13 protein-coding genes are annotated in these 14,734 nt (G+C 56.5%); 5 read left to right on the top strand and 8 right to left on the bottom strand.

All coding sequences use genetic code 11. The features are described 5' to 3' along the window. Window positions 1–105 precede the first annotated feature (105 nt). A complete protein-coding gene (locus G565_RS0121660) occupies window positions 106–612 on the top strand; it encodes a glycine cleavage system transcriptional repressor (protein WP_028672647.1) in 507 nt (168 codons plus the stop codon). Window positions 613–713: 101 nt separating this feature from the next. On the opposite strand, the gene G565_RS0121655 is transcribed toward G565_RS0121660, so the two are convergent. The 3 genes from G565_RS0121655 to G565_RS0121645 all read right to left on the bottom strand — a co-directional run bounded on the left by G565_RS0121655 (window position 714) and on the right by G565_RS0121645 (window position 5,976). Continuing rightward, window positions 714–2,342, bottom strand: coding sequence for a BCCT family transporter (locus G565_RS0121655; RefSeq protein ID WP_028672646.1), 1,629 nt, complete (start codon window positions 2,340–2,342; stop codon window positions 714–716). Window positions 2,343–2,729: 387 nt separating this feature from the next. Then, window positions 2,730–4,607: an ABC transporter transmembrane domain-containing protein gene (locus G565_RS0121650; RefSeq protein ID WP_245584234.1), complete on the bottom strand. Its 1,878-nt coding sequence runs from the start codon at window positions 4,605–4,607 to the stop codon at window positions 2,730–2,732. 100 nt (window positions 4,608–4,707) lie between these two features. Beyond that, complete coding sequence (locus tag G565_RS0121645) at window positions 4,708–5,976, bottom strand: ABC transporter substrate-binding protein (RefSeq protein WP_028672644.1); 1,269 nt, start codon at window positions 5,974–5,976, stop codon at window positions 4,708–4,710. Window positions 5,977–6,178: 202 nt separating this feature from the next. Here G565_RS0121645 and G565_RS0121640 point away from each other — a divergent pair, with 202 nt between their 5' ends. After that, window positions 6,179–6,424, top strand: a complete 246-nt coding sequence (locus G565_RS0121640; protein WP_028672643.1) for a DUF2164 domain-containing protein — start codon at window positions 6,179–6,181, stop codon at window positions 6,422–6,424. Here the strand turns inward: G565_RS0121640 and murI are convergent. The 4 genes from murI to G565_RS0121620 all read right to left on the bottom strand — a co-directional run bounded on the left by murI (window position 6,397) and on the right by G565_RS0121620 (window position 9,973). Beyond that, window positions 6,397–7,212 carry a glutamate racemase gene (murI, locus tag G565_RS25515; protein ID WP_051208419.1) on the bottom strand — a complete coding sequence of 272 codons (816 nt, stop codon included), beginning with the start codon at window positions 7,210–7,212 and terminating at the stop codon, window positions 6,397–6,399. The genes G565_RS0121640 and murI overlap by 28 nt on opposite strands. Before the next feature lie 82 nt (window positions 7,213–7,294). Then, entirely contained in the window at window positions 7,295–8,416 is a 1,122-nt protein-coding gene (gene ald, locus G565_RS0121630) for an alanine dehydrogenase (protein ID WP_028672642.1), read from the bottom strand. A 231-nt stretch (window positions 8,417–8,647) separates the two neighbouring features. Beyond that, window positions 8,648–8,941: a hypothetical protein gene (locus G565_RS0121625; protein ID WP_028672641.1), complete on the bottom strand. Its 294-nt coding sequence runs from the start codon at window positions 8,939–8,941 to the stop codon at window positions 8,648–8,650. A 15-nt stretch (window positions 8,942–8,956) separates the two neighbouring features. Then, window positions 8,957–9,973: a LacI family DNA-binding transcriptional regulator gene (locus G565_RS0121620; RefSeq protein ID WP_028672640.1), complete on the bottom strand. Its 1,017-nt coding sequence runs from the start codon at window positions 9,971–9,973 to the stop codon at window positions 8,957–8,959. 155 nt (window positions 9,974–10,128) lie between these two features. On the opposite strand from G565_RS0121620, the gene G565_RS0121615 reads away from it, so the two are divergent. The 3 genes from G565_RS0121615 to G565_RS25510 all read left to right on the top strand — a co-directional run bounded on the left by G565_RS0121615 (window position 10,129) and on the right by G565_RS25510 (window position 13,486). Next, on the top strand, window positions 10,129–11,178 hold the full coding sequence (locus tag G565_RS0121615) for a UDP-glucose--hexose-1-phosphate uridylyltransferase (protein ID WP_028672639.1): 1,050 nt from the start codon (window positions 10,129–10,131) through the stop codon (window positions 11,176–11,178). Continuing rightward, the gene (galK, locus tag G565_RS0121610) at window positions 11,178–12,326 is read left to right on the top strand and encodes a galactokinase (protein WP_028672638.1); all 1,149 of its coding nucleotides are present in this window, start codon (window positions 11,178–11,180) and stop codon (window positions 12,324–12,326) included. The genes G565_RS0121615 and galK overlap by 1 nt, the downstream gene beginning before the upstream one ends. A gap of 89 nt (window positions 12,327–12,415) precedes the next feature. After that, entirely contained in the window at window positions 12,416–13,486 is a 1,071-nt protein-coding gene (locus G565_RS25510) for an aldose epimerase family protein (RefSeq protein WP_051208417.1), read from the top strand. 209 nt (window positions 13,487–13,695) lie between these two features. Here G565_RS25510 and trhO read toward each other — a convergent pair whose 3' ends face one another. Next, window positions 13,696–14,703 (bottom strand): oxygen-dependent tRNA uridine(34) hydroxylase TrhO, encoded by a 1,008-nt coding sequence (gene trhO, locus G565_RS0121600; RefSeq protein WP_028672637.1) that lies wholly within the window; start codon window positions 14,701–14,703, stop codon window positions 13,696–13,698. Between the last annotated feature and the right edge of the window lie 31 nt (window positions 14,704–14,734).

Here is a 14,734-nt window from a genome sequence, read left to right as displayed (position 1 = left end):
TGACCACAAACAGTCATTTCGCTTATGTTGGTACACTATTCAGACAAGCAATACAGCGTTTAGCGATCGGTATTCGTTAAATCAAAACAATAATTTGGAGCACTCATGGAAATCATACTCAGCATCATGGCGTCAGACCGCCCTGGCATTGTCGAGCAGGTTGCCTCAGCAGTCGCCGACGCCGGCGGTAGTTGGCAGGAAAGCCGATTGTCGACCATGGCGGGTCGTTTTGCCGGTATTGTCCGGGTGAATCTCGACTCTGGCCAGTTGGAGTCGCTTCGCGGCAGCACTCAGGCTCTGAGCAAAAAAGGTCTTTCAATACAGATTGAGGTCGGTGACAGCGAAGACCCAGCTTTGCATCATCACCGCATCGCGGTAGTTGGCAACGACCGTACTGGCATTGTCGCGGAAGTCACCCGCAAGCTGGCAACGATGAACATCAACCTGGTGGATGTGCATACCGATGTCGAACCGGCATCGATGAGCGGTGGCGTGCTGTTTCGGGCTGAGCTGGAACTGGGATTAACCGATGAACAGAACCTCGATAGCGTGATTCAGGGCCTGGAAGGCCTGTCCGCCGACCTGATGGTCGATGTATTGGCTGACGACTGAAGTCACGACTTAGAAAGCACCAACGGCTGCGTTGTTTACTCGAAACCAAAGCCTTAAACAAAAAAAAGCGACCCGAAGGTCGCTTTTTTGTGGTTTGGCGCTTAACCGCGTGGTTCGCTGGCTAACCCTTTGAACAGGGAAACACAGCACAACAGCAACACGATGGTGAATGGCGCCCCGGTCGAGACAGACATAGCCTGCAAGGCCACCAGACCGCCGCCCAAAATCAGGGCAATGGCGACCAGACCTTCAAAGGTTGCCCAAAACACCCGCTGAGGCGTCGGTGCGTTCACCTTGCCACCGGCCGTAATCGTGTCGATCACCAGTGACCCCGAGTCGGATGAGGTCACAAAGAAGACGATCACCAGCACGATAGCGATGAAGGAGGTGATCTGTGCAAACGGCATCACATCCAGCATGGCGAACAGTTGCAGCTCAAGGGCAGAGTTGGAAACCGCCTCGTAACCATCGTTAACGAATTGATCAATGGCAGTACCGCCGAAAGCCGTCATCCACAGGACACAAGCCGCAGAAGGTATCAGCAAAACCGAAACCATGAATTCCCGTACGGTGCGCCCGCGAGATACCCGCGCAATGAACATGCCGACAAAAGGCGACCAGGAGATCCACCAGGCCCAGTAAAAGGCCGTCCAGCCCTGCCTGAAGTTATCGTCTTCACGCCCAAAGGGCATCGACAGAGCAGGAATGTTTTGTACGTAGCCCCACAAATTACCGACAAAACCGGTCAGGATCGCCACTGTTGGTCCCACTAGAATCACGAACAACAGCAACAGCACAGCCAGACTCATGTTGATCTCTGACAAGCGCTTGACGCCGGCATCCAGTCCCGCAACCACCGATACCAGGGCAATGGCCGTAATACCGATGACCAGCAACACTTCTGTGGTAGCACCTAACGGCACACCAAACAGATAGTTCAAACCTGCACTGGCTTGAGATGCACCAATACCCAGCGAGGTTGCCAGACCAAACAAGGTCGAGAACACCGCCAGAATATCAATAAGGTGGCCCGGCCAGCCCCAAACACGCTCACCCAGCAATGGGTAAAAAATGGAGCGCACGGTCAGTGGCAACCCTTTGTTGAACGAAAACAGCGCCAGGGCAAGCGCCAGCACGGCATAAATTGCCCAGGGGTGCAGGCCCCAATGGTAGATCGTTGCTGCCATGCCCAGCCGCTCAGCGGCTGCCGCATCGCCCATGGCACCGCCCAGCGGAGCCCAGTCGGTGCGTACGCCGCCTTCACTCGCTACACCGCCAAGCGACGAGGCGAAATGGGACATCGGCTCGGACACGCCATAGAACATCAAGCCGATGCCCATGCCAGCTGCGAACAGCATCGAAAACCAACCGGCGTAGGAGTAGTCGGGGGTAGCATCGGTGCCACCAATCCGGACCTTACCCATCGGAGACACGATCAGGAACAGACAAACGAGCACAAAAATGTTACCTGAAATGATGAAAAACCAGTCAAGATTTCCAGTTAACCAGTCGCGTAAGTTGCCAAACATCGGACCAACGCTGTCCTGAAACATCAACGTCAATAAGACGAAGGCGATAACGGACAGACCAGATATCAGGAACACACGGTTATGAATGTCCAGACCAAAAGGCCCAATGTTCATGGTTATGTTGTCCTGACCGATCTGGTAGTCAGTATCGATTGCCTCCACACGCCCATCGGGCGGTATCATGTCGGTATTTTCTGTCATAAAGGTTCCCTACTGTCAGATTGGGATGATAAGTTTAGACAAACGGAGAGCAGTTCGCTCAGGCAAGTGCACCTGGAACATCGTTCATCTACTGCAAAAGCCGCGACTATCGACTGCACGGCCCCAGTCGACATGCACTGGTGGCCGGCGATACAACGGTTGTTTGTCGCTGACAGGTCGCGCTTTGGAGGGTATAGACCCCCCAACTTAACGTTTCGTGGTCTAAACTAACGCACTGACACGCTGCTGACAACCCACTAACAGTCACATGACTCGCAAAGTCGTGATCAGTCAGGACTTTGCGAGCACGATTCAATCGTAGGATCTGCGCACCAAAAAAAAGCGCCCATAGGCGCTGTTTTTTGACCAAATCCCGACATTTGACCGTCATTCAGTGGTGATGCCTGCTGCTTTGCCCATTACTGCCGACTGCCCGAACTGAAGGTCCGCCAATCGCCGATACAAGGGTGATTGGGTCATCAACTGTTGGTGAGTGCCTTCGGCCACGATGCGGCCCTGATCCATTACAACAATGCGATCAGCCCCCTGAACCGTCGCCAGGCGATGGGCAATAATCAGCGTTGTTCGTTGTTTCATGAGCTTTTCGAGCGCCTGCTGCACCTGGAACTCACTTTCGGCATCCAGCGCACTGGTCGCTTCATCCAGCAGCAGCAGATCAGGGTCTTTCAGTATGGCCCGGGCAATTACCAGCCGCTGCTTCTGACCTCCGCTGAGCCTCACACCGGCCTCACCCAAATCACTGGCAAAGCCTTGCGGCAGAGCGTTAATAAAGGACATCGCATTGGCCGATTCTGCAGCGGCCAATACATCGGCATCAGACGCGTCTGGCCGACCGTAGCGAATGTTATGCCAGACATCGTTGCTAAACAAAACCGGCTGCTGGGGAACCAGGCCGATGTGCTGCCGCAACTCAGGAAGGGGGATATCCCGAACGTCCTGCCCCATCACACTGACTGACCCCTGCTGTGGGTCGTAAAAGCGCAACAGGAGCTCAAACAGGGTGGATTTGCCTGCACCACTCGGGCCTACCAACGCCACCGTTTCACCGCGCTTGATGGCGAGGTTTACGTCGCTCAACGCGTTGGTTTCCGGTCTGCTGGGGTAACTGAAGCTTACGTTGTTCAACGTCAGATGATGCTCTGCCGCCTCGTCCATCGATCTGGACTCGGTCGGCGAGACGATGATCGATGGTTCGGCCAATAACTCCATCAGACGTTCGGTCGCCCCGGCAGCCCGCTGAACTTCACCGTACACTTCGGAGACACCGGCAACACCAAAAGCCACCATGACCGCGTAAAACACAAACGCCGCCAGTTCGCCACCGCTCATGGTGCCGGTCATGACGTCGTAACCGCCCACCCAAACCATGGCGGCGATCGCGGTAAAGGCCAGCAGAATAACCACCGCCATCAGTATGCTGCGTTGACGAATACGCTGGCGGGCAACCTCCAGTGCGGCGTCAACTTCAAGTTGAAAGGCGGCTTTTTCGAACGGTTCGCGTGCATAGCTCTGCACCGTTTTGATTTGGCGGATGATCTCGCCAGCATAGCTGCCAACATCGGCTACCGTGTCCTGGCTGCGCCGGCTGAGCTGACGCACCTGCTTGCCCATGTACAGCACGGGAATCAGCACAGCGGGGACACCCAGCAACACCACCAGTGAGAGTTTCAGGTTGGTGATCAGCAACATGATCAGGCCACCGGTTACGGTCAGGGCGTTGCGCAGCGCAAACGATAAGCTGGAGCCGATGATCGATTGCAACAGGGTGGTGTCTGTTGTCAGCCTCGACATAATGTCGCCACTGGCGTTTTCTTCAAAATAACTCGGGTGCATCTGCACCAGGTGCGCAAAGACATCGGCGCGCAAATCTGCAGAGACTCGCTCACCCAGCCAGGTCACCAGATAAAAGCGCACAAAAGTGCCGACGGCCATTGCCACGACAAGCACCATAACAAACCCCAGTGTGCGGTTCAGCGCACCCAGCGATTCAGCGAGTATGCCCTGGTCGATCACCAGCCGTACGCCCTGCCCCAACGCCAGTGTCAAACCCGACGTCAGCACCAACGCAGCCGCTGCGCCCAGCATCAGGTGGCGGTAACGTTTTAAATAGGGCCACAACTGGGCCAGAAACCCAAAAGGAATGGCAGCCGCGACAGGGCCTGTAGCCGGGGATGGCGATGGGGAAGCAGACGCGTCTGTTGTTTCAGCCTCGTCTGCAGTCTGAAGGTCACTCGATGAACTCACGGGCATTTCTCCTGATCGATTCCCGTCAAGTCAGGTCTAACGCCCGGGAATACAAGGGTGACCGGGCAGATTGTGACTTTCAGCCCCGGAGCAAACCCGCTCAGGGGCGTTGCAACTCGCCAAGCCCCCGCTCGACGATGCGATCGGTAATCGACGCCAGGGCTTCCGGGGCCGCCTTGTTGCCACGCAAGACCTCATGAACCTCACCGGACAGATACCGTGAGACATATTTATAGGTGCGCCCTGTTGCCGACGATGGCCTGACGGCGACGTTCTCAAGTGCCTGGCCAACAGGGGCAAAGACGGCATTGTCTCGTGTCAGCTCCGCTTCCTGATACAAAGCCGTCCGCGTGGGCAGGTAACCAAATTCGGCCCGGCGGCGCTGCTCGCCCTCACTGGTTAGAAACCGGACCAGGTCGACCGACAGGTTCGGGTATCGGGTGGCCTGTGTTACAGCCAATTGCCAGCCCCCCAGTGCGCCACTGGGCGCACCGGTTTCGCCCCGGGGCAGAACCGTGACCCCGACCTTACCGGCCACCTTTGATTCCGGTTCATTGGCCAACCGCCAGGCATAGGGCCAATTTCGCATAAACAGAGCATTGCCCGCTTCAAAGTGGGCTCTGGCATCCTCTTCCTGATAGTCCAGCACGGCGGGTGGCGATATCGTATCGATCCAGCTGGCAGCCTGGCCGATGATGTCAGACGCACGGTCATTATCGAGCGTGACCACACCGCTGGCGTCAACGACCGTACCGCCATTGTTACTGACCAGCCATTCCATGACGTTGCAGGTCAGCCCTTCGTAATCGTTGCCCTGCCAGACATACCCCCAAAAGTTGCCGTTTTGTGATCGTTCGCCACGTTGCACATCGGTGGCAATGGCTTCCAGTTCGTTCCAGGTTTGAGGCACCGGATGACCGTATTGTTCAAGCAGATCTTCGCGGTAATACAACAAACCGGTGTCCACATACCAGGGCATGGCTATCAAGCGGTCATCGACGGTGTTGTTGGCCATCAGATTGGGGAAGAAGGCACTGCTGTCGGGGACGTAAGGCGACAGATCGAGCAGATACTCGCCCAGCAAGCCGGGCCAGATTACGTCGATCTGAAACACATCGACGGTGTTGTGGCGTTCACGCAGCAACAACTGGTACATCGCCAGACGTTCCGTCGACGATTGCGGGGTCGCGATAACATCGACGCTGTGCCCGGTTTGCTGTGCCCACCGGTTGGCACCGTCGATGCAAACCTGTCGTTCCAGGCCTACCGCTCCGCATGCGATGGTTAACTCCACCGCTGTCACCGGGGTTGCGAACAGGGCGGCCCATAGTGAGACGACCCCAGCGATGGGAATCACTGTGTTTTTCATGATTGCGCTCTCTTGTTTTTATGTTGGCGTCCCGGGAGGCCGTTCAGCAAGGTCGCTCGTTGAACGGACAGTCTAGGTCTCGCGGATTCAAACGTAACTTAATCGTTTAAGTTGTAGTATATCGCAAGACAACGATTATTTGATCCCTAAACACCGTTCTGCGAAGGTGGAATCTGAGCAAGGCCTACCGGAGAAACACGCAATGGCACAACCGCTGTTAACAAAAGAAGCAAGGGAAGCGTTGAATTACTCGACCAAACGCTGGTTTGAAACTGAGTTGGACATCGAACTGGGCCAGTTTGAATGCGAAGCCGTTATCGATTATTTCATTGAGGCGCTGAAACCGGCCGCGCACAACCGGGCCATTGCCCAGGCGCTGGCGATGGTGCAGGAACACCACGCCCGAATGGAGGATGACCTTTATGCACTGGAGGAACCCGAGGTCTGAGCCTTACTCGTTAACGGCGGAGCAGCCTCACACTGACTTGCCTGAAAATGAGTGCAAAGCTGCGGATAAGCACTGATCAGTTGCTTCAGTCGGGCCAGCGACCCGGTGGTCAGCAACCGGGTAGTACCCTGCCCCAATGCGGCAGCACCGGCCCGTCGAGCCACTTCACCGGCAATGGCTTCGCCGGTGTCGATTAGTTGAACCCGGGTACCCAGCAAACCCTGTAACCGGTCTTTCACCAGAGGGTAATGAGTACAGCCCAGCACAACCCGGTCAACGCCCGCGGCTGTCATGGCAGTCGTGCAGCGCGCCAGAATGGTATCGATTTGGGGACTGTCGGGGCCCTGCTCAATGGCATCAGCCAGACCCGAGCAGGGTTGATTAACCACTCGGGTATTGGGGTTAAACCGTGAGGCCAGTTGTTGGTAGCGGCTGGAAGCCAGGGTGTTTTCAGTGGCGAGTATGCCGATGGCGCCGCTTCGAGTACCCAGGGCAGCCGGCTTAATGCCTGGTTCAACGCCAATGATATCGATCGCTAACCGGTCACGCAGCGCGTCGACGCAATGCGCTGTTGCGGTATTGCACGCCACAACCAGAGCCGTACAACCCTGCGCAATCAGCCAGTCTGCAATGCAATCGCATCGCTGTTGCAAGAGCGCACTGGATTTGGCCCCATAAGGGGCAAACGCCTGATCGGCAAGGTACAGCAAATCGGCCTGTGGCAGACGCTGACGAATCCATTGCAGGACTGTCAGACCACCAATGCCGGAATCAAAAACCCCTATCACTGTACCATTCGCCTCCGTTTACGATCAGGGCAAGCCTAAGGCCTGCCCCGTCGCTTGTAAACGGAATTGCCGCTACCGGTGGTTACAACAGCGCCAGGGCATCTTTCGGGGCCAGATACTCAAGCCCCTGGTCGTCGGCCACGCTCTTATAGGTCACCTTGCCACGACAGACATTCAACCCGTTCAACAGATGAGCGTCATCTTGCATCGCTTGTTTGGCGCCTTTATTCGCTAGCGCCAGGGTGAAAGGCAGGGTTGCGTGGTTCAGGGCCATGGTCGAGGTTCGGGCAACGGCGCCCGGCATGTTGGCGACGCAGTAATGCACGACTTCGTCAACGACATAAGTCGGTTCCGCGTGCGTCGTGGCTTTGGAGGTTTCGAAACACCCACCCTGGTCGATCGCGACATCAACCACAACGGCACCCGGTTTCATGCGTTTGATCATATCAGCGTTCACGAGTTTCGGGGCCGCTGCGCCGGGAATCAGTACGGCGCCAACCACCAGATCGGCCTCCAGAACATGCTGTTCAACGCTTTCGCGGGTAGAGTATACCGTGCGAATCTTGTTGCCATACTGGCGATCCAGATCACGCAGGGTGTCGATGCTTTTGTCGAGCACAGTGACGTCGGCGCCCAGGCCTACCGCCATGGCAATGGCATTCTGGCCAACCACGCCACCGCCGATCACGGTAACCAGCGCCGGTGCAACACCGGGCACGCCGCCAAGCAGCAGACCACGCCCACCCTGGGCTTTCTCGAGGCAGTGGGCACCGGCCTGAATCGACATCCGGCCCGCCACTTCTGACATGGGTGCCAGCAGCGGCAACCGGCCAGCCCGGTCGGTGACTGTCTCATAAGCAATGCAGGTGGCGCCCGAGGCGATCAGATCGTTGGTTTGCGGAACATCCGGTGCCAGGTGCAAGTAGGTAAACAGCGTGTGATGCGGCTTGAGCATCTTGCGTTCAACGGCCTGTGGCTCCTTGACCTTAACGATCATGTCAGCCCAGTCAAATACGCCAGCAGCAGAGTCCAGTATCTGCGCGCCCGCGGTTTCGTATTCCTCATTACTGAACCCGATCGAGGCACCCGCCTGGGTCTCAACCGCAACTTCATGGCCATTGTGTACCAGTTCACGCACTGCGGTCGGGGTCAGGCCGACGCGGTATTCGTGGTTTTTAATCTCTTTGGGGACGCCTACTCGCATGATCTTCTCCTGTACTTCAATGGCTGAAACCGTTTCGTCGTTGCTCGTTTGAGAACGCTGGGAACCAACTCAGTATAGAAAAAAACACCCGGGTGGGTGGCACTGAAATAAACACCAAAAACAGGAAAATAGCTGGAATTAAAGCATCAAAACCAGAGGTTAATCGACTCATACCGAGATTTTGCAGAGATATTAACTGCGCCCAGTCAGTGAAGGAGTCATTCAGCGGCGTCAGCTTTTACCCAGCCATCCGCGCAATCGCCCCAGCCATGAGTGCTCGCGCAGCATTCGGTCGGCACGATGTTGATAAAAGCAGGCGCTGTAGAGCGCTTCGGTCAGTTCAATAGGGGCGATGGGGCGATTGAACCTCACTCGAAAGCGACGATCCGCCTCAACCAGCAGGCGTTCGCACGCCCGGTTGTCGGGTGCGTCAAAATCGTGCATGCGATGAGGCTGGTCAAATCGAATACCGCGCTGATCGAACTGGTCGGCAAACCACTCGATCATTTGTTGGCGTTGGTGCATAACTGGGCTCCGAAGTCAGACGGCGACCGGGGCTACGTCTCTGACTGACTGGCGTTCAATCAATCGTGGGGTAAATCGCAATGGCTGGTCGGCACGGGCGAATTTACTGTCGAGCTGATGCAGGACGATGCGCGCAGCCAGAGCACCCATTTCATAAACCGGATAGCGAATGGTAGTCAGTCTGGGGTTCAGTAACCGGGCGAGAATCACATCGTCGAAACCGACCACTGAGATCTCTTCCGGCACCCGGTGTCCCGAATCCTGCAGCATGGTAATCGCCCCGGCCGCCATTGCATCATTATACGTAAAAACGGCGGTGACACCCAGATCGCGACTGACGACCTCCGCCATGGCATTGTGACCTCCCTCTTCGTCGGGAAAGGTACGAACCACCTTGCGCTCATTGAACGGGATCGAGAACTCTTCCAGCGCACGGCGATAACCATGCACCCGGTCGGCACCGTCTTCGATCGCGATATTGGTGCCGATGTAGGCAATATCCCGGTGACCTTTGGACAACAAATGGCGGGTGGCCAGGTAGGCACCGTATTCATTGTCGAGGTAAACACAGCGATGCTCCCACCCCTTGATCAGACGGTTAACGATGATGATGGGAATATCGAGTTCGAGCAGTCGCACCAGTTCATCATCGGGCAGGGCTTTGGAGTGAATGACCAGGGCATCACAACGACGATCGAGCAGAAACCGGATAGAGTCCCGTTCCTTTTCAATGTGGTGATAACCCGCGGTCACAATGACGTGTTTGCCACTGTCGTGTACCACGTGATGCACACCGGCCATCAGCGCGCCAAAAAATGGCGAATCAATTTCACCCACCAGCAACCCAACACAATCAGAGCGGCTGTTGACCAGAGCACGGGCGAGCGAGTTGGGGCGATATTGCAGAGCCTCCATGGCAGTCAGCACGGCCTGACGCTTATCGGGCACCACCGACGCCGAGTCGTTGATGACCCGTGAAACCGTCGAAACCGACACGCCCGCTGCTTTCGCAACATCTTTAATGTTTGCCAATGCCCCACTCCTGAAACGTTTTGAGTATGCAAAGCCCAAGTTTGACCGCTTTTCAGAGCTGTTACAACGCGAGGCGACTCCTACCGTCCCAATTCAATCTTGAAAACGTTTTCAAATGCGATAAACTGCGATGCAAAGAATAACAGGAGGCAGCCATGAGCGCCCATTCCTTCAACCCGAGTGACCACCCTCACCGCCGCTTTAACCCACTGACAGAAGATTGGGTATTGGTCTCTCCGCACCGCTCCAAGCGGCCCTGGCAAGGGCAGATGGAGACAGTCAACGAACCTGAGCTGCCCCATCACGACCCGAATTGCTACCTCTGTGCAGGCAATACCCGCATCTCAGGCGACCGGAACCCGGAGTACACCGATACCTTTGTTTTTGGAAACGATTTCGGCGCTTTAACCGCTGATACCCCCGAGTTCGAGACCGGGAATGACCCGCTGATGCGTGTCCAGGCTGAACAGGGGGAAGCCCGGGTGCTGTGTTTCAGCCCGGATCACGCGATGACGCTGCCCCAGTTGTCAGTCTCGGCCATTGGCAAAGTCGTGGATACCTGGGTTGACCAATTGAAAGAACTGGGCGCCCGCTATCGCTGGGTCCAGTTGTTTGAAAACAAAGGGGCCGTCATGGGGTGTTCACAGCCGCACCCACACGGCCAGATCTGGGCCAGCAACGCACTGCCGACCCTGCCCGCGCGTGAACACTCAGCTCAGCGCACCTATTTTGAACAGCACGGCCGACCACTGCTGCTGGACTACGCTGAACGCGAAGCCGCCGACGGCAGTCGCACCGTCGTCAGCAACGATCACTGGTTGGCGGTGGTCCCTTTCTGGGCGAGCTGGCCATTTGAAACGTTATTGATGCCCCGCCAGCACCGGCGTCACCTGACGGATCTGACCCCCGACGAAAAACACTCGCTGGCAGATATTCTCAAACGTCTGACGACCCGTTATGACAACCTCTTTGAGACCTCTTTCCCCTACTCAATGGGCTGGCACGGTGCGCCGAGTGATGGCGATGCCAATGACCACTGGCAGGTCCATGCGCACTTTTACCCACCTTTGCTGCGCAGCGCCACTGTGCGCAAGTTCATGGTCGGCTATGAAATGCTGGCTGAACCGCAACGTGATTTAACGCCTGAGCAAGCTGCCAGCCGGTTACAGGCACTCAGCGATATCCACTACCGGGAACAACGCTAATGGATTTGTACACCACTGCTTGCCAGGCCTTTGAACGACTTTATGGCACTGGCGCACGACACCACTTTCAAGCACCCGGCCGGGTCAACCTGATTGGCGAACACACCGACTACAACGACGGTTTTGTGTTACCGGCGGCCATCGACTACCACACCTGCATCGTGGGTAACCCGCGCTCAGACCGGGTCGTGAATCTGGTCGCCCTCGACCTGGCCGGGGCACGCTCCAGTTTTCATTTGGATGAACCCATTGAACACGACAGCGCAGCCCCCTGGTCAGATTATGTTCGGGGTGTCTGCAATGTGCTGCGAAAAGCCGGGTATTCGCTCAGCGGGGCTGACCTGGTGATTACCGGCAACGTTCCTCAGGGAGCCGGTCTGAGTTCATCGGCTTCACTGGAAGTCGTCACCGCTCGCGCCATGACGCAACTGGCCGGCGAAACCCTCAGTGGTACCCAGGCCGCGCTGTTTAGCCAGCAAGCCGAGAATCAATTTGTGGGCATCCAGTGCGGCATTATGGATCAGTTAATTTCGGCTCGCGGACAGCAAGGTCATGCCGCTTTGATCGACTGCCGCAGCCTGACCACCCAGTCCGTTCGGATGCCTCAGGACGCGGCCATTGTGATCATCAACTCCAACGTTAAACGCGGCCTGGTTGACAGCGAATACAACCAGCGCCGATTGCAGTGCGAAGCTGCCGCCCGGCACCTGCAAGTACCAGCACTGCGCGACGCAACGATGGCACAGCTTGAACAAGCCAAAAAGGATATGGACCCGGTCACTTACCGGCGCGCCCGTCACATCATTACTGAAAACGCGCGCACTCTGGCAGCGGCAGACGCCCTCGCCCGATCTGACTGGCCACGCATCAGCGAACTGATGGCTGCCAGCCATGCCTCCATGCGCGATGATTTTGAAATTACCGTGGCGCCCATCGATGGCCTGGTCGCAATGATTGCCGATCTGATTGGCGACCAGGGAGGCGTTCGAATGACCGGTGGCGGTTTTGGTGGTTGTGTCGTCTCGCTGGTGCACGAGCACCAGGTCGACGCTGTTATTGAACGGGTTCACCAGCGCTACGAAGCCGACTTTGGCATCGTGCCAAGCGTGTACGTCTGCCATCCGGTCGACGGCGCCTACCCCGAATAATTGGGGTGTGAGCCGTTGCCGTGATGGACTTGTCAGAGTGAAGCTCACAGACTAGTTACCCTGTTCCCAATAACAAACTGGAGTCACCTGTGTCAGCCACCCCCATCAACTCGGAAGAAACCATTGGCACACTGAGCGATGGTCGCGCGGTCAAGGCTTACACGCTGCGCAATAAAAACGGCAGCGAAGCTCGGTTTTACAACCTGGGGGCGGCATTTGTCGGTTTTCGGCTGCCCGGAATGTCAGCCAGCGAAAGCCTGGTGCTGGGCTGCGATACACTGGACGCTTTTATTGCCCAGAACGCCAACTTTGGCGCGACTATTGGTCGTTACGCCAACCGTATCGGTCATGGCAAAACCCGCATCAACGGCAAGGCGCTGGACCTTGAGTGCAACAGCGGCGGTCACCATTTGCACGGTGGTTCACAGGGGTTCGGTAAATGCGTATGGGATGGCCAGATCAACCTGGAAGACGGCGAACCAACGCTGACATTCAGCCTGACATCACCCGCCGGCGATGCCGGATACCCGGGCGAACTGTCCATTATTCAACGTATCCGGCTGACCGACGAGAATGATGTTGTTATTGACTACGAGGCGAGCACAACTGAAACCACGCTGGTTAATCTGACCAACCACGCCTACTTCAACCTGGCCGGTGCAACAGCTGGCTCGCTGAGAGATCACCAGTTTCGGGTCTACAGCGACACCGTTACTGACATCGACGCCACTCTACTGCCCACTGGCGAACTGATACCGGTTTCCGAAACGGCACTGGACTTGCGTGACTGGCGCTCTATTGACCAGGCACTGTCCAGCCTCGACGACTCCGCTCTGGCACGGGCCGGCGGTTACGATCACAACTATGTGTTTGGTAGCGCTATGGAAGGGCCGCTGACACTGATGGCCGAAGCCCGACACAGCCCGAGCGGTCGCTGGATGCGCTGTTCGAGCACCCTGCCCGGCTTGCAGTTTTACAGTGGTGGTTTTCTGGGTGGCACGCCGAGAAACGAGCGGGACACTTACCTGCGGCATGGGGCATTTTGCATGGAACCCGGTGCCTGGCCCGATTCGCCCAATCACGATCACTTTCCCGATTGCACCCTGACCCCAGAGCAGACTTACCGGGCCACTCTGGTATTCGGGTTCGGACAAGACTAAAGGCAGCCAACGAGGCTCAAGCTTTCGAGTTCGTGACAAGTTAAGTATCAGGTGCCGGTTATACCTCTCTGGGGTAGTTCGCAGCAAGGATGCTGCGATCTAGGCCCCATGGATGGGTTTACGCCGACCCCAGAGAGGTATAACCGGTGACTGATACGAACTCCCGGCAACACACCCAATTCGAACTCGGAAGCTTGAGCTTCCAAACACTATGCCGAAACGTTAGCAGACCGCTGGGCCTCACGCTCAGCGGCTTTCAGAGCCCGGCGCTGTTCGATGCTTTCTTTGGCATCTGCGCCAATGTGAGCTTCACCACGCGCTTTGGCCAGTTGCACCTGACGTTCACGCTCAATAAAACGCTGGCGACGGTCTTCAGTGACCTTGTCGTAACAATGCGGGCAACTGACGCCGGGCTCATAATGAGCGTGGGCTTTTTCGGTATCGCAAATGGGCATCCGGCAGGCATGACACTGATCATACCGACCGGGCTCGAGGCCATGCTTCACCGTGACGCGGTTATCGAAGACAAAGCACTCTCCCTGCCAGAGGGAGTCGGCTTCCGGCACATTTTCCAGGTATTTGAGAATGCCTCCTTCGAGGTGATAAACCTCATTGAAGCCCTGCTCTTTAAGATACGCCGTGGACTTTTCGCACCGTATGCCACCGGTACAGAACATGGCGACTTTCTTGTGCTTCGCCGGGTCGAGATTCTGTTTCACATAGTCCGGGAATTCACGAAACGTCTGGGTATGGGGATTCAGTGCATTCTGGAATGTGCCAATAGCCACTTCATACTCGTTGCGGGTATCGACCAGCACAACCTCGGGGTCTGAAATCAACGCATTCCAGTCTTCCGGTTTTACATAGGTGCCCACCACATTGAGCGGGTCGATGCCTTCGACGCCCATGGTGACGATTTCTTTTTTGAGTTTAACCTTGGTGCGGTAAAACGGCATGTCATCGCAAAACGATTCCTTATGGCTCAGTCCCGAGAACGGCCCTTGCTGTTTGAGCCAGCCAAGCAACCGTTGAATCGCTTCCGGGCGACCGGCGACGGTGCCATTGATGCCTTCGCAAGCCAGCAACAGTGTGCCACGAATGCCTTCGTCCTCCATCAGATCAAGCAAGGGTTGACGGTAGTCGGCAAAGTTATTAAGACGAACGAAGTGGTACATTGCAGAAACCGCAATGGTTTCTGCTACAGTGGTGTCAGTCATGTTGTTTCCTATAGCGGGCTGGATCGCAAAT

The sequence above is a fragment of the Saccharospirillum impatiens DSM 12546 genome (assembly GCF_000423605.1).
GTDB classification, from domain to species: Bacteria; Pseudomonadota; Gammaproteobacteria; order Pseudomonadales; family Natronospirillaceae; genus Saccharospirillum; species Saccharospirillum impatiens.
This window is presented reverse-complemented; position numbering and strand designations above follow the sequence as displayed.